Raw genomic sequence first — 22,966 nt, 5'->3', positions numbered from 1 at the left:
TGCCCCCGATGGCGGTGGATCAGTCGATACATCTGATGACTGACACACCGCTATCGGGGGCAAGCCCCCTCCCACAGTTTTGACCGCATTTAAAGCTTCAAGTCAGCCGAAGAGCCACTTCCACAGCAGTACCAAGACGACAACCGCCAGCACCGGCCGCGCAATGCGGTAGGCCTTGGGATGCTTGCGCTTCCACTGCTTGACCACGCTGCTGATCTTGTCGCTGAACGACTTGCTCCAGGCATAAGCCTGGTTGATGCCACCGACGCGTTCGTCGTCCAGGTTCTGCGGCGCGGTGGCGCGGCCCAGTTGCGCGCTGACCCAGCGGTTGATGCGGGTCATCAGCGGATTGCTCAGCGGGCGCTCGATGTCGCAGAACAGGATCACGCGGGTCTTTTCCGTCTCGTTCTTCACCCAGTGTACGTAGGTCTCGTCGAACATCACGTCTTCACCGTCGCGCCAGGCGTATTCCTGGCCGTCGACGAAAATGCGGCAGTCGTCAGAGTTCGGCGTGGACAGCCCCAGGTGATAACGCAAGGAACCGGCAAACGGGTCGCGGTGCGGGTTGAGGTGACTGCCGCCCGGCAACAGCGCGAACATCGCGCCCTTGACGTTGGGGATGCTGCTGACCAGGGCCACGGTTTTCGGGCACAGGGCCTCGGCCGACGGCAGCGGTTTGTCGTACCACTTAAGGTAGAAACGCTTCCAGCCCTTCTTGAAGAACGAGCCGAAGCCGGCGTCGTTATTCTTTTCGGCGGCGCGGATGTAACCCTCGTCGAACAGGTGCATGGCCTCTTCGCGGATCACTTCCCAGTTGTCCTTGAGCACGTCCAGTTCCGGGAACTTGCTGCGGTCCAGGTACGGCTTGGACGGCACGGCCGAGAACAGGTACATCAAGGCGTTATACGGGGCAAACAGCGCCGAGTGGTTGACGAACTGGCGCAACATCGGCAAACGGGCCTTGCCGCGCAGGTGTACGTACAGCGTGCTGCCGATAAACACCAGCAACACCGACAGTTTGGCGGCCAAAGAAAAGGTCATGCAGCAACTCCTGGAAATAAGCGCCTGGCCAACAACCTCCCGTCGAGGGGAAACCAGGCGTAGCAGCCGGCCATGATAAACACTCCGGACCTCGGGAAAAACCCGCGCAGTCCAACAATCAGCGTTTAAAACGGCGCGAGGGTAGGCCAATTATGCATAAGGCCCCCGCTCTCACGCTGATTTGCATCAAGCCTGGTTTTCTTGATCGGTAAACAAATCACTGAACAGCATGCTCGACAGGTAGCGCTCGCCGGAGTCCGGCAGGATCACCACGATGGTCTTGCCCTGCATCTCCGGCTTCTCGGCCAGGCGCACGGCGACCGCCATCGCCGCGCCGCAGGAGATCCCGCACAGAATCCCCTCTTCCCGCATCAGGCGCAGGGCCATGGCCTTGGATTCGTCGTCGCTCACCAGTTCCACGCGGTCGACCATCGACAGGTCGAGGTTCTTCGGCACGAACCCGGCGCCGATGCCTTGGATCTTGTGCGGGCTCGGCTTGATCTCTTCACCGGCCAGCGCCTGGGTGATCACCGGCGAAACGATCGGCTCGACGGCCACCGACAGAATCGGCTTGCCCGCAGTGTTCTTGATATAGCGCGACACCCCGGTAATGGTGCCGCCGGTGCCCACGCCCGCCACCAACACGTCGACGGCGCCGTCGGTGTCGTTCCAGATTTCCGGACCGGTGGTTTTTTCGTGGATCGCCGGGTTGGCCGGGTTTTCGAACTGCGCCGGCATGTAGTAGGTGGCCGGGTCGCTGGCGAGGATTTCCGCGGCTTTGTCGATTGCGCCCTTCATGCCCTTGGCCGGTTCGGTCAGCACCAGCTCGGCGCCCAGGGCCTTGAGCACTTTGCGGCGCTCGATGCTCATCGACGCAGGCATGGTCAGCACCAGTTTGTAGCCACGGGCCGCGGCGACGAACGCCAAGCCGATACCGGTGTTGCCCGAGGTCGGTTCGACAATGGTCATGCCCGGCTTGAGTTTGCCGGTGCTTTCCGCGTCCCAGATCATGTTCGCGCCAATGCGACACTTCACCGAATAACCCGGGTTACGCCCTTCGATCTTGGCCAGGATGGTCACGCCACGCGGTGCGATGCGGTTGATCTGAACCAGAGGCGTGTTACCGATGGAGTGCGCGTTGTCTGCAAAAATGCGGCTCATGACGGGTCCTTGAGGCGGCTTGAAGAAAGCCCCAAGGGTATGCCTCGTCTTCCAAAGCGTCCAGTCAGCGGAACGTCGGAGACATCGCAATAGTCAATTTCCTACAAGCCCGCAGAACAGCCCCGGGAACGACCACGCCTTCGATCGACTGAGCGCACGCGTGACTGGTCATTCAGAGACTGAATAACCCGTCTGCGTTCACAGTCGCCGGGGCCGCACGGTATAGTCGGGCATTGATGAATTCGAGGAATGACCGATGAAGTTCGAAGGCACCCAGGCCTACGTTGCCACCGATGACCTGAAACTGGCCGTCAACGCGGCCATCACCCTGGAGCGGCCGCTGCTGGTCAAGGGCGAGCCGGGCACCGGCAAGACCATGCTCGCCGAGCAGTTGGCCGAATCCTTCGGCGCCAAGCTGATCACCTGGCACATCAAGTCCACCACCAAGGCCCACCAGGGCCTGTACGAGTACGATGCGGTCAGCCGCCTGCGCGACTCGCAGCTGGGCGTGGACAAGGTGCATGACGTGCGCAACTACCTGAAGAAGGGCAAGCTCTGGGAAGCCTTCGAGGCCGAGGAACGGGTGATCCTGCTGATCGACGAAATCGACAAGGCCGACATCGAATTCCCCAACGACCTGCTGCAAGAACTCGACAAGATGGAGTTCTACGTCTACGAAATCGACGAGACCATCAAGGCCAAGAAACGCCCGATCATCATCATTACCTCCAACAATGAAAAAGAACTGCCGGATGCGTTCCTGCGCCGCTGCTTCTTCCATTACATCGCCTTCCCCGACCGCGCCACCCTGCAGAAGATCGTCGATGTGCATTACCCCGACATCAAGAAAGACCTGGTCAGCGAAGCGCTGGACGTGTTCTTCGACGTGCGCAAAGTGCCGGGCCTGAAGAAAAAGCCTTCCACCTCCGAACTGGTCGACTGGCTCAAGCTGCTGATGGCCGACAATATCGGCGAAGCGGTACTGCGCGAACGCGACCCGACCAAGGCCATCCCGCCCCTGGCCGGTGCGCTGGTGAAGAACGAGCAGGACGTGCAATTGCTCGAACGCCTGGCGTTCATGAGCCGTCGCGGTAACCGATAAGGGCGCCTGCCATGTTGCTCAACCTGTTCAATGAAATGCGTGCAGCCAAGGTGCCGGTGTCGGTGCGCGAGCTGCTCGACCTGATCAACGCCCTGAAACAGCGGGTGATCTTCGCCGACATGGACGAGTTCTACTACTTGGCCCGGGCGATCCTGGTCAAGGACGAACGCCATTTCGACAAGTTCGACCGCGCCTTCAGCGCCTATTTCAACGGTCTGGAAAAGCTCGACGACCACCTGCAGGCGCTGATCCCCGAAGACTGGCTGCGCAAGGAGTTCGAACGCTCGCTGAGCGACGAAGAACGCGCGCAGATCCAGTCCCTCGGCGGCCTGGACAAGTTGATCGAAGCGTTCAAGAAACGCCTGGAAGAACAGAAAGAGCGCCACGCCGGCGGCAACAAGTGGATCGGCACCGGCGGCACCAGCCCGTTCGGCTCCGGCGGCTACAACCCGGAAGGCATCCGCGTCGGCGATGCGGGCAAGCGCCAGGGCAAGGCGGTGAAAGTCTGGGACCAGCGCGAGTACAAGAACCTCGACGATCAGGTGGAACTGGGCACGCGCAACATCAAGATCGCCCTGCGCCGCCTGCGCAAGTTCGCGCGCCAGGGTGCGGCGGAAGAGCTGGACATCGACGGCACCATCGACCACACCGCCCGCGATGCCGGCTTGTTGAATATCCAGATGCGCCCGGAGCGGCGCAACACCATCAAGCTGCTGTTGCTGTTCGACATCGGCGGCTCGATGGACGCCCATGTGAAGATCTGCGAAGAGCTGTTCTCCGCGTGCAAGACCGAGTTCAAGCACCTGGAGTACTTCTACTTCCACAACTTCGTGTACGAGTCGGTGTGGAAGAACAACCAGCGCCGCACGTCGGAGCGCACCTCCACCCAAGACTTGCTGCACAAATATGGCGCCGATTACAAAGTGATCTTTATCGGCGATGCCTCGATGGCGCCGTATGAAATCACCCAGGCCGGCGGCAGCGTCGAGCATTGGAACGAGGAGCCGGGGTATGTGTGGATGCAGCGCTTCATGGCCAAGTACAAGAAGCTGATCTGGATAAACCCGTATCCGAAGGACACCTGGGGCTATACGGCGTCGACCGGGATCGTGCGGGAGTTGGTCGAAGACCAGATGTATCCGCTGACCTTGCGCGGGCTGGAAGAAGGCATGCGGTTCCTTTCCAAGTAACCCGATATCTCCCATAGGCGTGGCGTCACTGGCACTTCAACGCCTCGCGAATGCGCTGCACGGAGGCCACCGAACTGGCGTTATCGCCATGCACACACAAGGTATTGGCCCGCAGGACCAAGGGGCTGCCATCGCTGGCGGTCAAGGGTTCGCCACGGGAAATGGTCAGGGATTGCTGGATGATGGCTTCGGTATCGTGGTGTACCGCGCCGGGCAATTGGCGGGAAACCAGGTGCCCCTTGTTGTCGTAGGCACGGTCGGCGAACGCCTCGAACCACAGGATCACACCGTATTCGTCGCCAAGCGCCTGGGCCGCGCGGTTGTCGCGGGTGGCCAGCAGCATCAGCGGCAGTTCGCCGTAAGCGGCAACGGCCTGGATCACCGCACGCAACTGCGCGGGGTTGGCCATCATGTCGTTGTACATCGCGCCATGGGGTTTGACGTAGCTGACCCGTCCGCCCTGGGCGCGGCAAATGCCGTCGAGCGCGCCGATCTGGTAGTGCAACAGGTCTTGGATTTCTTCGGGCGTGTAGGCCATGGAACGGCGGCCGAAACCCTGCAGGTCCTGATACGCCGGGTGCGCCCCGACCAGCACGCCATGCTTGAGCGCCAGGCCGACGGTCTTGCGCATGACGCTCGGGTCGCCGGCATGGAAGCCGCAGGCCACGTTGGCGCAATCAATGAACGGCATGACCTCAGCGTCCAGACCCAGGTTCCAGTTGCCATAGCTTTCGCCGATGTCGCAATTCAATAGCAGACGGCTCACGCTGAGTGCTCCTGTAGGCTTTGTTTTTTTGTAGTGTGGGATCTTTTACACAAGACTCGCAACTTATCCCACCGTCCCAGCGACACTTATCGTGAAACGGCGCGATTTTTGGCGTGTGTCCGGGACGGTGTCCAACCCATAAAGGTCGACCCCATGAAGTTGAAGGAACGCGATTAAAACGGTGGGAGCAAGCCCCCTCCCACCATTACAGGCCTTTCTACAGCCCTTTCAAATCACGCTCTTCGATCGGCCGGCTCTGGCGCAGGCGCTTGCCGCCCAGCACCACCCAGTCGATCAAGCGGAACAGGCACTCCAGGCCGAACGACAACAACATCGCCCCGCCCAGGCCCCAGCCCATGGCTTCGGGGGTCAGCAGGATCTGGTAGCTGTAGCCGTTCCAGGTTTCCAGGCGGATCGCCGGGTCGGCCGCGACCGCTACCTGCAATGCGCGAATGTACCAGGGGCCTTGCATGGCCTGGAATTGCTTGTCCAGCGCCAACTGACGATCCAACAACGTGCCGAGGCTGTTGGCATCGCTGCGAAACACCGGGTCGTCGCTGGCGCGGTAGTGGGCGACCAGGGCCTGCAAGTCGCCGTTGAAGAACTGTTGCGCGGTGGATTCAAAGCCGCGCAGACCGGTCTGGGCCTCGATCAAGTGGGCTTCGACGCGCTTGGCGTAGTCATTGATGAACCCCGGCACTTGCACACCGACCAACAAGCCAATGGCAAACAACACCAACCGCAGATAGCTGAGCAACATAGTCGACTTCCTTACTCGGTAATGCCCTGGCTGACGCATTCACCGCGCCGCCACAGGCTCCACTGGCCCGGTTCGTAGCGGGTCCAGTTTTCGTTGTCGGTCAGGGGTTCGGTGGCGATCACCGTTACCACATCGTTGGGCGTGGTTTCGGCCTGGAAGTCGACGATCACGTCGACATCTTTCAAGCGTGCCGGGCCGAACGGAGCGCGCCGGGTGATCTGGGCCAATTTGGTCGTGCAGTAGCAGAACAACCAATCGCCGTCGCTGAGCAGGCAGTTGAACACGCCTTTGCTGCGGTATTCGGTGCAGGCGGCGATCAGGTCCGGCAGCATCTGTTCGATCTCCACCGGCTCCGGGAACGCCTCGCGGACGCGGTTGAGCAGGTCGCAGAACGCCGCTTCGCTGTCGGTGTCGCCCACCGGCCGGTAAAACGTGGCGCGCGGTTTGAAGTCGGCCAATTGGCCGTTGTGCGCAAAGCACCAGTTACGCCCCCACAGCTCGCGCACGAACGGGTGGGTATTGGACAGGCACACCTTGCCCACGTTGGCCTGGCGGATATGGCCAATCACCACTTCACTTTTGATGGGATAACGCTGCACCAGCCGCGCGACTTCCGATTCGCTGCTCGCGGCCGGGTCCTGGAACAGGCGCAGGCCACGACCTTCATAGAACGCGATGCCCCAACCGTCGCGGTGGGGGCCGGTACGCCCACCGCGCTGCATCAGCCCGGTAAAGCTGAACACGATATCGGTGGGGACGTTGGCACTCATGCCCAATAATTCACACATGCCAGGGCTCTCGCTGCAGGGCAGACAACGTTAAAGGCGCGGTTCGACCCGCATACCGCCCACAGGCGCCGGGCGACGGAACGGCTCGTCATCGTCTTCGGGCTCGGCGGCCAAGGCGGCATCAGCGGCGGCCTTGCGCTCACGGCGGGCATTGGCGGCGCGCTCGATGGGCCAGCGGATCAACACAAACACGAGGTACACGCCAAAGGCGATCATCGTGTACATGAACAAATCGGAGACGGCCCGCCAGGCGTTATTGCCGACCTTGAGCACCAGGTCCAGCGCAGTAATCGCCACGGCCGGCGCGAACTGGGTCTTGACCGGGTCAACGATGGTCGGGCTCAACAGCAGCACGGCCATCAGCAATTGCAGTGGCTCGCGCAACCAGCGCCAGATCCAGCGGGTCATGCGCCACCACACCAACAGGCAGCCCAAAGCGGCGAAGGCGTAAAGGCCCCAAGCGGTCAGATAATCGTTCTCGGTCATGGTGTCCATGGCAAGGTAGGCAAACAGGCCGCTATGATAACGGCTTTTGCGTGTCGCGGCTGCAATGCCTGCCACCATCCGCCAGACAGAGAGTGATCCATGCCGCCATCGACCCCCATCACTGCCGCCCCGATTGCCCGCAAGGCCCCAGGCCAGGACCCTTACGCCTGGCTGCAAGTGCGTGACAGCGCAGAAGTGATGGATTACCTGAAAGCCGAAAACGCCTGGCAGGAAGCCCAACTCGCCGGGCAACAGGCGCTGCGTGAAACCCTGTTCGAAGAGATCAAGGGCCGTATCCTCGAAACCGACCTGTCGCTGCCCTCCCCCTGGGGCCCGTACCTGTATTACACGCGCACCACCGCCGGCGACGAATACGCCCGCCACTACCGCTGCCGCCGCCCGGCCGACGACAGCAACCAGGTGGATGACAGCAGCGAGGAGCTGTTGCTCGACCCCAACGTGCTGGCCAACGGCGGCTTTTTCTCCCTCGGTGCGTTCAGCATCAGCCCCGACCATCAGCGCCTGGCCTACAGCCTCGATACCAATGGCGAAGAGATCTACACCCTGTACGTGAAGGAATTGGCCACCGACAAAGTCAGCGAACTGGCGTTCGATAACTGCGACGGCAGCATGACCTGGGCCAATGACAGCCTGACCCTGTTTTTCGGCGAACTGGACGATACCCATCGTCCGCACAAACTCTACCGCTATCGCCTGGACGGCACCGCCGCGCAGGAAGTGTTCCACGAGACCGACGGGCGCTTCTTCCTGCACTGCTACCGCTCCAGCTCCGAGCGCCAGTTGCTGGTGGCCCTGGGCAGCAAGACCACCAGTGAAATCTGGGCGCTGGACGCCGACCAGCCGCACCTGGACTTCACCTGCCTGGCGCCACGGGTCGAAGACCACGAGTACGACGTCGACCACGGCCAGCTCGACGGCGCGTGGACCTGGTTCATCCGCAGCAACCGCGACGGCATCAACTACGCCCTGTTCGTCGCCGCCGACACCGGCCGCGTGCCGACCCAGGCCGACTGGAAAAACCTGATCCCCCACAGCGATGAGGTGATGCTCGACGGCGTGAGCCTGAATGCCGGCGCCATGACCTTGAGCCTGCGCATCGGCGGCCTGCCGGTCATCGAAGTGCATCCCCAGGGTCTACCGACCTATCGTGTGGAATTGCCTGACGCTGCCTACAGCCTCTACGTACAAAACAGCCTGGAATTCCCCAGCGACAAGATCCGCCTGCGCTACGAAGCCCTGAACCGTCCGGCCCAGGTGCGCCAGCTGGAACTGGCCAGCGGCGCGCAACAGGTGCTCAAGGAAACCCCGGTACTCGGCGTCTTCAACGCCGACGATTACGTCAGCCAGCGTTTGTGGGCAACCTCCGCCGATGGCACCCAGGTGCCGATCAGCCTGGTGGTCAAGCGCGACCAGCTCGGCAAGCCGACGCCGCTGTACCTCTACGGCTATGGCGCCTACGGCCAGAGCCTCGATCCGTGGTTCTCCCACGCGCGCCTGAGCCTGCTGGACCGTGGCGTCGCGTTTGCCATTGCGCATGTACGCGGCGGCGGCGAGCTAGGCGAAGCCTGGTATCGCAATGGCAAACAAGAACACAAGCAGAACACGTTCAGCGACTTTATCGCCTGCGCCGAACACCTGATCGCACAGGGTTTGACCTGCGCCAAACAGTTGGTGATCAGCGGCGGCAGTGCCGGTGGCCTGTTGATCGGCGCGGTGCTCAACCAGCGTCCGGAGCTGTTCCAGGCGGCGATTGCCGAAGTGCCGTTCGTCGACGTGCTCAACACCATGCTCGACCCGGACCTGCCGCTGACCGTCACCGAGTACGACGAGTGGGGCAACCCGCAGGAGCCCGAGGTCTATGCGCGCATCAAGGCGTATGCGCCGTATGAGAACGTGCGCGCCCAGGCCTACCCGGCCCTGCTGGTGATCGCCGGCTACAACGACAGCCGCGTGCAGTACTGGGAAGCGGCCAAGTGGGTGGCCAAGCTGCGCGACACCAAGACGGACGACAACCTGCTGCTGCTCAAGACCGAACTGGGGGCCGGCCATGGCGGCATGAGCGGGCGTTACCAGGGATTACGTGACGTAGCGCTCGAATATGCATTTGTGTTCAAGGCGCTGGGGCTGGTTTAGCGGTCCTGTCTGAACGCTGGAGGCTCGACGCGGTTAACCGCCGGGCGTCTTCGGCTTGCTGTCGTTCGGCGGCACGCCGGGGACCGTCTGGTCCTTCGGTGGCGCAGGTAACACGATAGGCACCAGCGGCGGCGAGCCGTTCGTCTTGGGCACCGCCGGCGGGGTGACTTGCGGATACAGCGTCGGGGTGGGGGTGCCCGGCGCGCCTGGGGTTGGCGCCGGCGCAACCGGTACGGTTTGCAACTCCTGAGCCTGCGCCACACCCAATGTGAGCGCGCCCAACACAATGACCGTTAGAATGCTGCACTTCATCGATGGCTCCATGGCCTGACCGGAATGTCGTAAGGCTACTCCCAACCGCGCAAGAATGCCCTTCCCAATGAGATCTCCATGAAACGTTTCGTTCTGCTGGACACCACCCCGATCCCCGACAACGGCGGTGCCTTGTGCCTGTTCGAATACGGCGAGGACTTTGTCATCAAGATCCAGGGCGGCGACGGCGGCCAGTTGATGAACACGCGCATGCACGGCTCCGAAGACGCGCTGGCAGAAATCCCTTGTCGCAAAGTCGCCGGCCGCCCCGGTTCGCGGGTATTGATCGGCGGGCTGGGCATGGGTTTCACCCTCGCGTCGGCCCTCAAGCACCTGGGCAAGACCGCCGAAGTGGTGGTGGCAGAACTGGTGCCCGGTGTCGTGGAATGGAACCGTGGCCCTTTGGGCGAAAAGGCCGGGCGCCCGCTGCTTGACCCGCGCACCGTGGTCCGCATGGAAGACGTGGCCAAGGTGCTGCAAGCCGAGCCCCAGGGCTTTGATGCGATCATGCTCGACGTGGACAACGGCCCCGAAGGCCTTACGCAAAAAGCCAACAGTTGGCTCTACTCCGCCGGTGGCCTGGCCGCCTGCGCCAAGGCCCTGCGCCCCAAGGGCGTACTTGCGGTGTGGTCGGCCAGCGCCGACAAGCTGTTCAGCGACAAGCTGCGCAAGGCCGGTTTCAAGGCCGAGGAAGTGCAAGTGTTCGCCCATGGCAACAAGGGCACGCGGCACACCATCTGGATTGCGGAAAAGCTCAAGGGCTAATTGCGCCGCGATTGGCTAGAATCAACCCTATCCGTGAACCACCCGAAGACAGGAGCCATGATGAGCTCGACCAACCCGCCCTCCCACACCGCCAAGCTCGACCGCATCCTCGCCGATGCCCAGCGCGACCGGGAAATGGGCTACCGCGACAAAGCCCTGAAAATGTACCCCCACGTGTGCGGCCGCTGCGCCCGTGAGTTCGCCGGCAAGCGCCTGAGCGAACTGACCGTACACCACCGCAACCACAACCATGACGACAATCCCCAGGATGGGTCCAACTGGGAGTTGCTGTGCCTGTACTGCCACGACAACGAGCACTCGCGCTACACCGACCAGCAGTACTTCGGCGAAGGCTCCACCAGCAGCCCGACGATCGCCAAGGCCACGCACAACCCGTTCGCGGCGTTGGCAGGGTTGATGAAGAAAGACGACTGAAGTTGCGCGCGGGCTGCCCCGCCCTCTTCGCGGGCAAGCCCGCTCCTACCTTTGACCGCATTCCAGAGCATGGACACGGACCAATGTGGGAGCGGGCTTGCTCGCGAAGGCAGCAGCGCCAGCGACGCAGCGCTCGATAGCGACCACAGCCCGACCAATCCCCGTATAATCGCCGCTTTTCTCCAAGGCACCCTTCCCCGTGGGCAATAAACGCTACAGCTGCATCGGTCTGTATAACCCCAAATCCCCCGAAAACGTCGGTTCGGTGATGCGCGCCGCCGGTTGCTACGGCGTGGCCTCGGTGTTCTACACCGGCAAACGCTACGAGCGCGCCCGGGATTTCATCACCGACACCAAGAAGGTCCACCACGACATTCCGCTGATCGGCATCGATGACCTGAGAAAAATCCTGCCGCTGGGCTGCATCCCGGTCGCCGTCGAACTGGTGGACGGCGCCCGCCCGCTGCCCGAATACACCCACCCCGACCGCGCGCTGTACATCTTCGGCCCCGAAGATGGCTCCCTCGACAAAGAGATTCGCGACTGGTGTGAAGACGTGGTGTACATCCCGACCACCGGCTGCATGAACCTCGCCGCCACCGTCAACGTGGTGCTCTACGACCGCCTGGCCAAGGGCAATAACACCCGCTCGGGGCCCAAATACTGAGTTGCCGGGAACATCCGGCGCCTGCACACAGTCAGTTGCGTATCACTAGCCCTTGTTGGAGACCGATCATGAGCGACAGCAAAACCCTGCGACCTGTCATTGAATCCACCCCACGCCAGGCCCGCCCCACGCAGAACGTACACGGCTGGGAGCGCATCGGCTCGGTGGCCGGCGGCGTGATCATGGTCGGCAAAGGCCTGCGCCGTGGCGGGATTTTCGGGCTGCTCCAGGTGGCGATTGGCGGCGTGGCGCTGACGCGTGGGTTTACCGGGCACAGTTCGCTCAAGGACAAGCTGGAACAAGGTCGCCAGGAAATGAACAGCCTGCGCACGAAAATCGAGCGGGCCGGTGACGAGTTGAAGAACCTGAAGACCAAGGCGCAAACGGGGGCCGAAAAGGCCACAAAAACCACCGGCTGAGCCAAGTCTTCTGCCTGGTGCTGATCCAGATGTGGGAGGCGGCTTGCTCCCACCTTTATTCTGGGTCAGCGCAACAGCTTGGAGTCCAACACCACCGACGACTCGCCGATGATGCTCTGGGCCAGTCGCACAAACTCTGGGGTGCTGACGCTGTTCGCCCGCATCACCACTTGCGCGAGATCATCCAGCGAGCGCTTGTTGTGGGTTTTCACGCGGATCTCGCGATCCAGCTCCTGCATCACCACCACTGCCCGCGCCACGGTTGCGCCGCTGACGTGCTCGCCACGCAGGCTGGTGACGTCCTTGCCTTCGCGGGTCAACCGCGCCTGTATCGCCGCATAGCGCTCATCGGTGATCCCGCCGCCACGGCGCAGCAACTCGATCGCGTAATACTCCGCCAGGCCTTCGCTGATCCAGTCGCTGGCATCATGGTCACTGAAGCGGCCGATGGCATGCACCACTTCGCGGATCAACGGGCTGCTGCCGTTTTCACTGACCAGCGGCGTGCGGCTGTTGAGGTAGACCGAGTCGCGCGCCGAGAAGGCGCCACGGCGCATCGGGTCGCTGGCGCCGACAATCAATAGCTTGGCGGGGTGACGCGGGAACGCGGCTTCCACCTGCGGCCAGACGAAAGTCAGCAACGTCAGCACATCCATACGGCGCATGGCCTGGCCCTTGGGCGAGGCCACGGTGACGTCGGTTTCGCCCAGGCGCACACGGCGGCTGCCGAGGTTACCGGCGAGCATCCAGCCGGTGGGGCGGTCGAACAGGCGCGAGACGTTGTTGATCCGGAAGGTGTGCTTGCCGATACGCGGCCAGGCGGTTTCGACGCTTTTCCAGCCCGTCGGCAGCTCGAACACCAGGCGCGAGACCAGCTCGACGCCGTCCTGCTGGTCGAGGTGCGCGGTCGGCACCAGGTCTTCCCCGCGAAACAGCGCCCAATCCGGCGTCATGCGCGTTTCATAGATACCCGGCTTGCGCGCATGGCTGAGGCGCACACGGTAGGTCAGGCTGGCCTTGTCGGCGCTGGGTTGCCAAAGGCCGCGATGGCCACTGACTTTCCATTGGCCATCGGCCTTGAAATCGCTGTAGTCACCGTCGCGACCCAGCTCGAAATCCAGGCTGCGCACCGCCGAACCCTGGGACAGGCTCACGCGCACCTCAGCCTGATCGCTCTGGGGCAGCAGTTTGACGTGATAGTCCAGGTCGACTTTCTTCGCGCACCACGCCGGTGTGCTCAGCGCCAGCAACACCAGGCTTGCCGCCAGCCGGGTCAGCCCCTTCATACTCGCTCCTTGTTCAGCCAGCGCGGAAAATCAGGTAATCCTCCCAGTCTTCTTCGGGCACGCTGCCTTCGCGGAGCATGCGTCCGGACTGGGAAATGCGTTCGTGATGCACGGCGTCACGGTCGCCGCAGACCAGGTGATGCCACAGCGGCAAGTCCTTGCGCTCGCTGACCAGGCGGTAACCGCAGGTGGGCGGCAACCACTTGAACTGGTCGGCCTGGCCCGGGGTAAGCTGGATGCAGTCGGGTACCGACGCGCGGCGGTTGGGGTAATCGGTGCACTGGCAGGTTTTCAGGTCGAGCAGTTTGCAGGCGATGCGCGTGTAATAGACGCTGTTGTCGTCTTCATCCTCGAGCTTTTGCAGGCAGCACAGGCCACAGCCGTCGCACAACGACTCCCACTCCTCCTGATCGAGGTGTTCAAGGGTTTTGCGTATCCAGAAAGGTTCGACTTTGGCGGCCATGGCTCTACATCGGTATCGGTGGGTGAAAAGGCCGCCAGTCTAGTGCCCAAGGCCACTGGGGCCAAGCGCTTACGACTGGCGGTGTTGCAAGACTTGTCAGTCTAGCGGGAGCGCAGTAGCTTTGAGCGCCGAATTGACGATCAGGAACTGCCCATGAGCACCAACCCCCGCGCTGCCGATTACCCGATCAACCCACAGTTCACTGAGCGCTGGTCGCCCCGCGCCTTTACCGGCGAGAGCATCCCGCAGGAAACCCTGCTGAGTTTTTTCGAAGCCGCGCGCTGGGCGCCATCGGCCTACAACTCGCAGCCCTGGCGTTTTCTCTATGCGCGCCGTGACACGCCGGACTGGGAGCGTTTCCTCGGCCTGTTGAACGAATTCAACCGCAACTGGGCGCAGCATGCGTCGGCCCTGGTGATCATCGCCTCGAAAACCGACTTCATCGCCCCCGGCGCCAGCGAAGAAACCCCGGCGCTGTGGCACACCTTCGACACCGGTTCGGCCTGGGGCTACCTCGCGCTGCAGGCCAGCCTCAGCGGCTGGCACAGCCATGGCATGGCCGGCTTCGATCAGGCGCTGACGCGCAAGGAGCTGAAGATTCCCGAGGGTTATGCGCTGCATGCGGCGGTCGCGATTGGCAAGCTGGGCGACAAGTCGAGCTTGCCCGAGTACCTGCAAGGCCGTGAGACCCCAAGCCCGCGCAAGCCGTTGAGCGAGCTGGTTTCGCAAGGCGATTTCAGTCTCTAGGACTGACGTGGGAGCTGGCTCGCCAGCCCCCACCTGTGGTTCGACGCGGTGTCAGTAGCCGCGCTCGAAATCCACTTCACCGCGCAACACTTGCTTGGCCTGGTAGGCGCGCACGTTTTCCAGAAACAGTTGCACCATCATCGACGGCGAGGTCGGCGCCGAGCTGTGCCCGGTCAGCAGCAAGCCCCAGGCGGTCCAGAACGGGTGGCGCTGCGGCAACGGTTCCTGGCGGCACACGTCGATCACCGCGCCAGCCAGGTGCCCTTCTTTCAACGCTTCGACCAGATCCGCATCAACCACCGCAACGCCGCGGCCGACGTTGATAAACAACCCGCTCGGCTTGAATTGCTTGAACAGCGCCGCGTCGTACAGGTCGTGGGTGTTCGGCGTGTTGGGCAACAGGTTGATCACGTAGTCCGCTTCGCCCACCAGCCGGCCGAGTTGATCGAGCGCAGCCACTTCGACAAACGGCGCCTGCTCGCGCGCCTGGCTGGCGATGCCGTACAGCTTGACGCCAAACGGCACGAGGAACTGCGCCACGCGCTGGCCGATATCACCGCAGCCGACGATCAGCACCGTGCGCCCCGCCAGGCTCTGGCCCATGCGGTTGTCCCACTTGCGCTCGACCTGGCTGACCAGGCGCGCCAAGACTTCGCGTTCATGGCCGAGCATGTAGGTGAGGATAAATTCCGCCATGACCTGGCCAAAAATCCCCACCGCACGGGTCAAGCGATAGTCGCGGGGCAGGCCGTCGGCCAGCAGCGGCGTGATGCCGGCCCAGGTCGATTGCAGCCACTGCGGCTGGTGCCCCTGGCGCAACAGGGTGGCGAGCAGGTCCGGCTGGCCGAGCCACACCGGGCAATCGGCAGCCAGGCGCGAGAGTTCGGCCGAGTCGCCGCTGGTCAACACCTCGAGGTCCGGGGCCGCTTCGCTCAGCAACCGGGCGTAGAGCGGGTGATCCTGTTCAGCAATCAGAACACGCATGGTTCAAACCTTTCAAAAACAATGCGGACGGCCGCCCGCATCCTTACGGCCACCATCCATTAATACGATTCCATGGAAAAGAATGCGCCCCGGGCAGGGCACGCCGCGATCACATCGGGTCGTTGCGGCGCAGCAGCTCTTCGGGCAAGTGTTCGATGTACTCGTCCTCGGCCGGTGGCATTTGCAGGTGGTAGCCCTGCTTTTCGAGGTTTTCCAGGACCACTGCGATGTCCTCGCGCGACAGCTTGCGCTCGGGCGTCAGCACCATGTCGAAAGCGTGATGGGCCTTGCCGAAGGCTTCCATCAAGGGTTCCGGCACGCGCTCCAGGGCATCGCTTTTCAGCACGTAGAGATACATTTCGTTGCGTTTCAAGCTGCGATAGATGGAGCAAATACGTTTCAAGGCTGTTCTCCGGCAGTGGCCAGGCTGTCGAGCAGCGCCTGGCCCATCAACTCGCGGCGCCAGCCACGCAGCGAGTCTGGCAATTGGTAAGGCCCGTCGGGGTAGCCACTTTTGACCAGGGCTTCGAGGGTTTTCTTGCGCAGCATCAGTTCCGGCGCCATCTCCAGGCGTTCGGCTTGCGCCTGGCCCAAGGCGCGCAGGTGCTTGATCAGCGCAGCGGCATCCACCGGCAGCGGTTCAGCCACGGCGGGCGGCCATTGGTCCATGGACACGCTGCCGGCGCGCTTGATCAGGTCCAGCAGAAACTGGCCATCCTGACGCACGGTGCGCGGGTGCATGTCTTCGATTTTGCCCAGGGCGGCGAGGTTATCCGGCTGGGATTTGGCCAGGGGCCACAGCGAGTGTTCACGAATGATGCGATTGCGCGGCAGGTCACGGGCACGCGCTTGCTGCTCGCGCCAGGCGCACAGTTCACGCAGCACGGCGAGTTGGGCACGGGACAGTTTCCACGCCAGCTTGGCCTCGCGGTACACCTCGTAAGGGTCGACTTCGCGGCGCAGGTTGGCCACCAGTTCGGCACCGTCTTCCAGGACCCAGGCGTATTTGTCGTCCGACAGCCGCGGGCGCAGGCGAATGAAGACCTCGGCCAAGTGGACCGCATCTTCGGCGGCGTAGCTCACCTGGGTCTCGGACAACGGGCGCTGCAGCCAGTCCGAGCGGGTTTCGCCCTTGGGCAAGTCGATATCGAGCACGGCTTGCACCAGGCGCGAATAGCCCATGGAGAAGCCGAGGTTCAGGTAAGCCGCGGCCAGTTGGGTGTCGAACAACGGCACTGGCAGGCTGCCGGTCAGGCGCAGCAACACTTCCAGGTCTTCACTGCAGGCGTGGACCACTTTGATCACGGCCGGGTTTTCCAGCAACGCCGCCAGTGGTTGCCAGTTGTCGATGGTCAGGGGGTCGATCAGGTAAGCGCGAACGCCATCACCGATCTGGATCAGCCCGGCAATGGGATAAAAGGTGTCGACCCGCATGAATTCGGTGTCGAGGGCGACGAATGGCAACTGCTGCCATTCGGCGCAATGCTGGCCGAGGCTATCGTTGTCGCAGATCCAGTGAATATCGATGGCCACACGGCTCTCCCTTGAAGAATGGCGCGCAGTATATATCGCGGAAGGGACTTGCGAGCATCCGCAGTGCACACGCAATCATGAAAACTCCGACAGCGTGTAAAGAATAGTCCGACAGATTGGAGTTATCCCATCTTACGTAGAACGTAGACACGCCATACGCTGGAGCCAGGAATGAACTCCTGGTGATTCAGGACCTGGAACCCCGCCTGGCAGAACTCCTCCTCCACTGGCGTCCGGGAGGCGACCGACACGATCACGGTGTCGCGGCTGACCCGATGAAACTCCTGCAGCAGCGCTTGGCGCCCTTCGCTGCTGGGCACGTGGCGAAACAATTCCAGACAGAAAATGCAATCTACCGCGTTCGCCGACAAGCCGATGGAAAACGCCGAGCCCTGAAAGGTCTTGACCCGCTTGAGCAGCGCCGCCGGGTGATGGGTGCGGGCATGGTCGAGCATGTCCTGGGAGTTATCCGAGGCGAGGATGACCCGGTTGACGTGTTCGGCCAACACCGGCCAGAACCGCCCCGAACCGCAGGCCAGGTCGAGGATCAGACCGGGCTCGCCGGCCACCTTGAGGGCATTGCGCACCAGCCGCCCGTCACGCCACGCCGCCAGACGCTGACGCAGCCCAGGCGGGCGCGTATCGCCGCAGACCCTGGCGTGCTCACGGTCACAGCGTTCGGCGTATTCAATCTCGATGGACGAAAGTGGTGGTGACAACATCACGGGCTCATGTGAGTGGAACGGTAGTGAATGACCTTGATTCGCAGCTTAACCAGTGCAACGTGAAAAAAAGGTCGAAAAAACCACCACCGTCAATCCGTTCACGCCGAGTGCAGATACCAGCGCCAGTCCTGCTCGCCCACCTCGCCCATGAACTGCCGATATTCAGCCCGTTTCACCGCCAGGTACACGCCGAGAAACTCACTGCCGAACGCCTCCCGTGCCCAGCTGGAGTCTTCCAGGGCGCGCAGGGTGGTGAGCCAATCGGTGGGCAGCAACGCGTTGGCCTGGGCGTAGCCGTTGCCTTCCACCGGAGCGCCGGGGTCAAGTCGTTCGCGGATGCCGCGGTGGATACCGGCGAGGATCGCCGCCGCCGCCAGATAAGGGTTGGCGTCGGCGCCGCAGAGGCGGTGTTCGATGTGCCGCGACGGCGCCGGACCACCCGGCACACGCAGGCTGACGGTGCGGTTGTCGACGCCCCAGGTGGCGGCCAGCGGCGCATAGCTGTTGGTCTGGAAGCGGCGATAGGAGTTGGCGTTGGGGCAGAACATCAGCAGCGAATCGAGCAAGGTGCTGAGCATACCGCCCACGGCCTGGCGCAGCAGCGGCGTACCGTCGGCGGCTTCGCTGGCGAACAGGTTATGGCCCTCGGCGTCCGCCAGGCTGACGTGCATGTGCATGCCGGTGCCGGCTAGGTCGTCGAACGGTTTGGCCATGAAGCACGCCGTCATCCCGTGCTTGTGCGCCACGCCTTTGACCAGGCGTTTGTAGCGCACCGCTTCGTCCATCGCTTGCAGGGCATCGGTGCGGTGTTCGAGGGTGATTTCGACCTGGCCCGGCGCGTATTCGGAAATCGCCGTGCGCGCCGGGATGCCTTGCAGTTTGCAGGCGCTGTAAAGGTCGGCGAGAAACGGCTCGATCTGCTCCAGCTCGCGCAGGCCATAGACCTGGGTCGCACGCGGGCGGCCGCCGTCCATGTCGCGCGCCGGTTGCGGGCGGCCGTTGTGGTCGGGTTTCTGGTCGAGCAGGTAGAACTCCAGTTCCGCCGCCATCACCGGGTAATAACCATCGGCCTTGAGCCCGTCGATCACCCTGGCCAGCACGTGCCGGGGGTCGGCCACGGTGGCGGGCAAGCCTTCGGTGGGGTGCATGCTGACTTGCACCGCCGCCGTCGGAATCAGCCGCCATGGCATGCGCTGCAAACTGCCGCTGATCGGGTACGCACGGCAGTCGATATCGCCCACCTCCCACACCAGCCCGGAGTTTTCCACGTCATCGCCATGGATGGTCAGGCCAAGGATCGTGCTGGGCAGCGGGCGGCCACTTTCATACACCGCCAGCAGTTCGTCGCGATGCAGCAACTTGCCGCGCGGCACGCCATTGTTGTCGAGGATGAACAGCTCGAACATCTCGATGTCCGGGTTCTGCTCAAGGAAAGAGCGGGCTTCGTGCAGGCTGGCAAAAACACTCATGGCAATTCTCATACGTTAGCGTCAGGCAGGCGCACAGGCGCCGCCGGGCGGATGCGCGCAGGTGCGCGTCATCCATCGGATAGATCAACGTAAGAGAGAGGTATCTGGTGGGCGCGCATGTCGACAGTGGAACAGGGCCCAGAAAGCCAGCGCGGAGGGCAACGCCTCGACATCCGCGGGACCGCTCGGCGCGACGACGCCAGGCAGTGTCTCGGGGTAAGTGTCGGGGTAACCGTCCATGGGCGAATCACCGTGAGGGAGATGCCCGGCAGCGTCACACGCCGGGTCAGGGGCGTCAATTCAGGGTTGACGGAGTTTGGTTGCACGTTGGCTAAACATTCGCCGTCCTTGCCACCCCGCCATCTTGCTGGAAATAATGACCACCCGATCATGCCCAAGGACTCGACCGCATGAAAGCTCCTTTAGCCCTGTGTGTATTGGTGAGTCTGGCGACACCCGCCTTCGCGGACACGCCCCCCTCGCGCCTGGACAACGTGCTCGACAGCGGCACGCTCACCGTCTGCACCACCGGCGACTACAAGCCCTACACCTTCCTGCGTGCCGATGGCCGCTACGAAGGCATCGATATCGCCATGGCCGAGTCCCTGGCCAAGAGCCTCAACGCCAAGATCGCCTGGGTGCCCACCACCTGGAAAAGCCTGATGCCGGACTTCCTCGCGCACCGCTGCGACATCGCCGTGGGCGGTATTTCGGTGTCGCTGGAACGCCAGAAAAAGGCGTTCTTCAGCCAGTCCCTCGGCGTCGACGGCAAGATCCCGCTGGTGCGCTGCGCCGATGTGCAGCGTTACCAGAGCGTCGAGCAGATCAACCAGCCACAGGTGCGGGTGATCGAACCGGCGGGCGGCACCAACGAAGTGTTCGCCCGGGCGCACCTGGGCCAGGCGCAACTGCGCCTGCACGACAACGTGACCATCTTCGACGAACTGCTGGCGGGCAAGGCCGATGTGATGATCACCGACGCCAGCGAGGCGCGCTTCCAGCAGAAACTCAAGCCGGGGCTGTGCGCGGTCAACCCGCAGCGGCAGATGCAATATAGCGAGAAAGCCTTCCTGCTGCCCCGCGACGATGTGGCCTGGAAAAGTTACGTCGACCAGTGGTTGCACCTGAGCGTGGCCACCGGGGTGTACGACGGCATCGTCAATCAATGGCTGGCGGCGCCCTGAGCCGCAGCCGTCTAAGCTGTGCTCACATCTATAAGAACGAGGCACGGATAATGAAGCGACTGCTCCGATTCAGCTGGCTGCTGCTGTTGGGTTTCAGCCAGGTACACGCCGCCACCTTGCCGGAGGAGGACGCCCAGGCGGCCAAGGCTCTGCTGGGGAAAGCCTTGGCCTACTACCAGAGCAATGGCGACAAGGCCTTCGCCGCCTTCAGCCGCCAGGGCGAGTTCGTCGACCATGACCGCTATGTGTTCGTGGTCGACACTCAGGGCGTGTTGCTGGCCAGCGGCGGGCCCTCCTCCGCCTTGATCGGCCGCGATGTGTCCGAAGTGCTCGGGGCGGATTTGCGCCAGTCGTTCAAGGACGCGCTCAAGGCGCCGGAAGGCCAGGGCATCCAGCAGGCCGACTACCGCTGGCAGAACTGGAACGACGGCAAGATCGAACACAAGCATGTGTTTTATCAGCGTGTCGGCGAACGCATTCTGGCGGTGGGCTATTACCTGCCACGGGCCACGCCGGAACAGGCGCGAGCGCTGCGGGACCAGGCCGTCAAGGCGCTGGTCAAGGATGAAGCCGGCACGCTGAAGGCGATCAACTCATTGCAGGGCGGTTTCCTGCAGGACGATCTCTACGTGTTCGTGGTCGACCTCGATACCCGGCGCTATGTCGCCCATGGCACCAACCTGCGGCTGATCAACACCGACTTCAGCAAGATCAAGGACCCCGACGGCAAGCCGGTGGGCGCACCGATCCTCAAGTTGATGGCGGAGCAGGATCAGGGTGAGTACAAGTACCGTTGGAAAAACCCGGTGACCGGCAAGGTCGAGAACAAGCATGCGTATTTGCGCAAAACCGGGCATTTCATGGTGGCGGTCGGTTATTACAGCCCTTGAATTGCACAGGCGGTCAAACCGCTGGGAGCGGGCCAGCCCGCTCGCACATTTGGATGTCCAGCCGGCCCGTCAGCGGGCCTTGTCTTCACGGCCGCGCAGCATGCGATCGGGCATCGCAATCGCCGCCGCCAACCCCAGCAACGACACCGCCGCACTGACCATCAGCAAATGCCGGAACGTCACCGCCAGTTCCCCGCGCAGGGCATCCTGCGCCGGGCCTGGGGCGGCGTTCAGGCCGTCGAGCAAAACGCTGCCGGAACCGCCCTCGACCACCAGCGCGCCGCTGGCCAGGTGGGCAAAGCTGGAGTCCTGCAACAGCGCCAGCAACAACGCCGACATGCACGCCACCCCGACCGCCCCGCCCAGGGAACGGAACAGGTTGGTGGTGCTGGTGGCGACGCCGATATCGTGCTGTTCCACCGAGTTCTGCGTGCCCACCAGCGAGGTCGGGAACTGCATGCCGGCAGCGATGCCGCACAACAGCATGAACATCGCCGTCAGCCCCATCGCCTGCGGCGCACTGTAGGCCATGCCGAGAATCGCCAAGGGGCTCAACACGGCGCCGCTGAGGATCAGCGGTTTATAGCGCCCGGTCACCGAGGTCATGCGCCCGGCAAAGTAGGCGCCCATCGGCAAGCCCATCGCCAGCGGCAGCAGGTGCAGCGCGGCACTGTCGGCGCCGGAGCCGGTCACGGTCTGAAAGCGCAAAGGCATCAGCACCGTCAGGGAAATCGCCTGGAAACTGGTGAAAAACATCGTACACCAGCACAGCACCGCGCTGCGGTTGGCGAACAGGTGCATCGGCAGCAACGGTTCCCGCGCACGCCGCTCATGCCAGACAAATATGCTCAGCGCCACCAGCGCGCAGGCCAGCAACGCTAGTACCGAGTCATTGCGCCAATCATGGCCCTGGCCGATCTCGGTGATGCCCAGCAGCAAGGCGCTCAAGCCGATGATCAGCAGCACGGTGCCGAGGTAATCGATGATCGGCTTGCGTTGCGGCAACGGCAGCCCGACCAGGCTGCGATGGGCCACGTACCAGGCGCCGGCGCCCAACGGCAGGTTGATCAAAAACACCCAGCGCCAGGACAGGTACTCGGTCATATAACCGCCCAGCACCGGCCCGGCCACGCTGGCCACCGCGTACATGCCGCTGAAATAGCCCTGGTAACGCCCGCGCTCGCGCGGCGGGATGATGTCGCCGATGATCGCCTGGCTCACCGAAATCATCCCGCCGGCGCCGATGCCCTGGAGCACCCGCGCCAGCACCAGTTGCTCCATGCTTTGCGCCATGCCACAGAACAGCGACGCCAGGGTGAACAGGCCCATGCCGATCAGCATCATCGGCCGCCGCCCGTACAGGTCGCCGAGCTTGCCGTAGATCGGCACCGCCACTGTCATCGCCACCATATAGCCGGAGATCACCCAGGCCAGCAGGTTGACGTCGTGGAACCGCGCGGAAATGGCCGGCATGGACACGGCGACAATGGTCTGGTCCAAGGCACCGAGGAAGATCGCCATCATCAACGAGACGAGGATGCTGCGCACGGCAGGTACGGCTGGAGTAGGCTGATTGAGCTGAGTCACGGTAAACCTTCGAGCAAGGCCCGCAGGAAAAGGCGACCTGCGGGCATGCTCG

The 22,966-nt window shown here is 63.0% G+C and carries 25 protein-coding genes; 10 read left to right on the top strand and 15 right to left on the bottom strand.

Annotation, left to right across the window (positions count from 1 at the left end; genetic code table 11):
• Positions 1-102: 102 nt before the first annotated feature.
• Both ACP7E3_RS20425 and cysK read right to left on the bottom strand, forming a co-directional pair.
• Positions 103-1,041, bottom strand: coding sequence for an aspartyl/asparaginyl beta-hydroxylase domain-containing protein (locus tag ACP7E3_RS20425; protein ID WP_017848761.1), 939 nt, complete (start codon positions 1,039-1,041; stop codon positions 103-105).
• Positions 1,042-1,227: 186 nt separating this feature from the next.
• Complete coding sequence (cysK, locus tag ACP7E3_RS20420) at positions 1,228-2,202, bottom strand: cysteine synthase A (protein WP_017848760.1); 975 nt, start codon at positions 2,200-2,202, stop codon at positions 1,228-1,230.
• Positions 2,203-2,458: 256 nt separating this feature from the next.
• Between cysK and ACP7E3_RS20415 the strand changes: the two genes are divergently transcribed.
• Positions 2,459-3,304, top strand: coding sequence for an AAA family ATPase (locus tag ACP7E3_RS20415; protein ID WP_017848759.1), 846 nt, complete (start codon positions 2,459-2,461; stop codon positions 3,302-3,304).
• 11 nt (positions 3,305-3,315) lie between these two features.
• A complete protein-coding gene (locus tag ACP7E3_RS20410; protein WP_057004997.1) occupies positions 3,316-4,494 on the top strand; it encodes a vWA domain-containing protein in 1,179 nt (392 codons plus the stop codon).
• A 25-nt stretch (positions 4,495-4,519) separates the two neighbouring features.
• Here ACP7E3_RS20410 and ACP7E3_RS20405 read toward each other — a convergent pair whose 3' ends face one another.
• From ACP7E3_RS20405 to ACP7E3_RS20390, 4 genes are all read right to left on the bottom strand, one after another.
• Entirely contained in the window at positions 4,520-5,260 is a 741-nt protein-coding gene (locus ACP7E3_RS20405; protein ID WP_046384331.1) for a 5-oxoprolinase subunit PxpA, read from the bottom strand.
• 217 nt (positions 5,261-5,477) lie between these two features.
• Positions 5,478-6,020, bottom strand: coding sequence for a DUF2937 family protein (locus tag ACP7E3_RS20400; RefSeq protein WP_017848756.1), 543 nt, complete (start codon positions 6,018-6,020; stop codon positions 5,478-5,480).
• Positions 6,021-6,031: 11 nt separating this feature from the next.
• Positions 6,032-6,808: a class II glutamine amidotransferase gene (locus ACP7E3_RS20395; RefSeq protein WP_108524354.1), complete on the bottom strand. Its 777-nt coding sequence runs from the start codon at positions 6,806-6,808 to the stop codon at positions 6,032-6,034.
• Positions 6,809-6,838: 30 nt separating this feature from the next.
• Positions 6,839-7,372, bottom strand: a complete 534-nt coding sequence (locus ACP7E3_RS20390; RefSeq protein WP_017848754.1) for a hypothetical protein — start codon at positions 7,370-7,372, stop codon at positions 6,839-6,841.
• Positions 7,373-7,393: 21 nt separating this feature from the next.
• On the opposite strand from ACP7E3_RS20390, the gene ACP7E3_RS20385 reads away from it, so the two are divergent.
• Positions 7,394-9,448 (top strand): S9 family peptidase, encoded by a 2,055-nt coding sequence (locus ACP7E3_RS20385; RefSeq protein ID WP_079443070.1) that lies wholly within the window; start codon positions 7,394-7,396, stop codon positions 9,446-9,448.
• A 33-nt stretch (positions 9,449-9,481) separates the two neighbouring features.
• On the opposite strand, the gene ACP7E3_RS20380 is transcribed toward ACP7E3_RS20385, so the two are convergent.
• Positions 9,482-9,760, bottom strand: a complete 279-nt coding sequence (locus ACP7E3_RS20380; RefSeq protein ID WP_017848752.1) for a hypothetical protein — start codon at positions 9,758-9,760, stop codon at positions 9,482-9,484.
• A gap of 78 nt (positions 9,761-9,838) precedes the next feature.
• Here ACP7E3_RS20380 and ACP7E3_RS20375 point away from each other — a divergent pair, with 78 nt between their 5' ends.
• The 4 genes from ACP7E3_RS20375 (at position 9,839) to ACP7E3_RS20360 (ending at position 12,046) form a co-directional block, all read left to right on the top strand.
• Positions 9,839-10,525: a spermidine synthase gene (locus ACP7E3_RS20375; RefSeq protein ID WP_017848751.1), complete on the top strand. Its 687-nt coding sequence runs from the start codon at positions 9,839-9,841 to the stop codon at positions 10,523-10,525.
• 60 nt (positions 10,526-10,585) lie between these two features.
• The gene (locus ACP7E3_RS20370) at positions 10,586-10,960 is read left to right on the top strand and encodes a YajD family HNH nuclease (RefSeq protein ID WP_003210675.1); all 375 of its coding nucleotides are present in this window, start codon (positions 10,586-10,588) and stop codon (positions 10,958-10,960) included.
• A gap of 199 nt (positions 10,961-11,159) precedes the next feature.
• Entirely contained in the window at positions 11,160-11,627 is a 468-nt protein-coding gene (locus ACP7E3_RS20365; protein ID WP_017848750.1) for an RNA methyltransferase, read from the top strand.
• A gap of 68 nt (positions 11,628-11,695) precedes the next feature.
• Entirely contained in the window at positions 11,696-12,046 is a 351-nt protein-coding gene (locus ACP7E3_RS20360) for a YgaP family membrane protein (protein ID WP_017848749.1), read from the top strand.
• A gap of 65 nt (positions 12,047-12,111) precedes the next feature.
• Here the strand turns inward: ACP7E3_RS20360 and ACP7E3_RS20355 are convergent, their stop codons facing one another.
• Together ACP7E3_RS20355 and ACP7E3_RS20350 are read right to left on the bottom strand one after the other, a co-directional pair.
• Positions 12,112-13,332 (bottom strand): hypothetical protein, encoded by a 1,221-nt coding sequence (locus ACP7E3_RS20355; protein ID WP_108524353.1) that lies wholly within the window; start codon positions 13,330-13,332, stop codon positions 12,112-12,114.
• Positions 13,333-13,345: 13 nt separating this feature from the next.
• Entirely contained in the window at positions 13,346-13,795 is a 450-nt protein-coding gene (locus ACP7E3_RS20350; RefSeq protein ID WP_017848747.1) for a YcgN family cysteine cluster protein, read from the bottom strand.
• 153 nt (positions 13,796-13,948) lie between these two features.
• On the opposite strand from ACP7E3_RS20350, the gene ACP7E3_RS20345 reads away from it, so the two are divergent.
• Positions 13,949-14,542, top strand: a complete 594-nt coding sequence (locus ACP7E3_RS20345) for a nitroreductase family protein (protein WP_017848746.1) — start codon at positions 13,949-13,951, stop codon at positions 14,540-14,542.
• A 51-nt stretch (positions 14,543-14,593) separates the two neighbouring features.
• Here ACP7E3_RS20345 and ACP7E3_RS20340 read toward each other — a convergent pair whose 3' ends face one another.
• The 5 genes from ACP7E3_RS20340 to ACP7E3_RS20320 form a co-directional block, all read right to left on the bottom strand.
• The gene (locus tag ACP7E3_RS20340; protein ID WP_017848745.1) at positions 14,594-15,526 is read right to left on the bottom strand and encodes a D-2-hydroxyacid dehydrogenase; all 933 of its coding nucleotides are present in this window, start codon (positions 15,524-15,526) and stop codon (positions 14,594-14,596) included.
• Between the two features lie 109 nt (positions 15,527-15,635).
• Positions 15,636-15,929: a YcgL domain-containing protein gene (locus ACP7E3_RS20335; protein ID WP_017848744.1), complete on the bottom strand. Its 294-nt coding sequence runs from the start codon at positions 15,927-15,929 to the stop codon at positions 15,636-15,638.
• Positions 15,926-17,059 (bottom strand): ribonuclease D, encoded by a 1,134-nt coding sequence (rnd, locus tag ACP7E3_RS20330; protein ID WP_046384335.1) that lies wholly within the window; start codon positions 17,057-17,059, stop codon positions 15,926-15,928. Before rnd ends, ACP7E3_RS20335 begins: the two co-directional genes overlap by 4 nt.
• Before the next feature lie 122 nt (positions 17,060-17,181).
• Positions 17,182-17,781: a class I SAM-dependent methyltransferase gene (locus tag ACP7E3_RS20325; protein WP_079443069.1), complete on the bottom strand. Its 600-nt coding sequence runs from the start codon at positions 17,779-17,781 to the stop codon at positions 17,182-17,184.
• 101 nt (positions 17,782-17,882) lie between these two features.
• Positions 17,883-19,253 carry a glutamine synthetase family protein gene (locus ACP7E3_RS20320; RefSeq protein WP_046384337.1) on the bottom strand — a complete coding sequence of 457 codons (1,371 nt, stop codon included), beginning with the start codon at positions 19,251-19,253 and terminating at the stop codon, positions 17,883-17,885.
• 410 nt (positions 19,254-19,663) lie between these two features.
• Here ACP7E3_RS20320 and ACP7E3_RS20315 point away from each other — a divergent pair, with 410 nt between their 5' ends.
• Both ACP7E3_RS20315 and ACP7E3_RS20310 read left to right on the top strand, forming a co-directional pair.
• Positions 19,664-20,437 carry a transporter substrate-binding domain-containing protein gene (locus ACP7E3_RS20315; protein WP_256823243.1) on the top strand — a complete coding sequence of 258 codons (774 nt, stop codon included), beginning with the start codon at positions 19,664-19,666 and terminating at the stop codon, positions 20,435-20,437.
• Between the two features lie 50 nt (positions 20,438-20,487).
• Positions 20,488-21,327, top strand: a complete 840-nt coding sequence (locus ACP7E3_RS20310) for a cache domain-containing protein (protein WP_057004993.1) — start codon at positions 20,488-20,490, stop codon at positions 21,325-21,327.
• Positions 21,328-21,396: 69 nt separating this feature from the next.
• Here ACP7E3_RS20310 and ACP7E3_RS20305 read toward each other — a convergent pair whose 3' ends face one another.
• Entirely contained in the window at positions 21,397-22,914 is a 1,518-nt protein-coding gene (locus ACP7E3_RS20305; RefSeq protein WP_046384340.1) for an MDR family MFS transporter, read from the bottom strand.
• Positions 22,915-22,966 lie beyond the last annotated feature (52 nt).

The sequence above is a fragment of the Pseudomonas sp. PSPC2-3 genome (genome assembly GCF_049898265.1).
Lineage (GTDB): Bacteria > Pseudomonadota > Gammaproteobacteria > Pseudomonadales > Pseudomonadaceae > Aquipseudomonas > Aquipseudomonas veronii.
The sequence above is the reverse complement of the archived record's forward strand: the minus strand, read 5'-3'. Positions and strand labels throughout refer to the sequence as shown.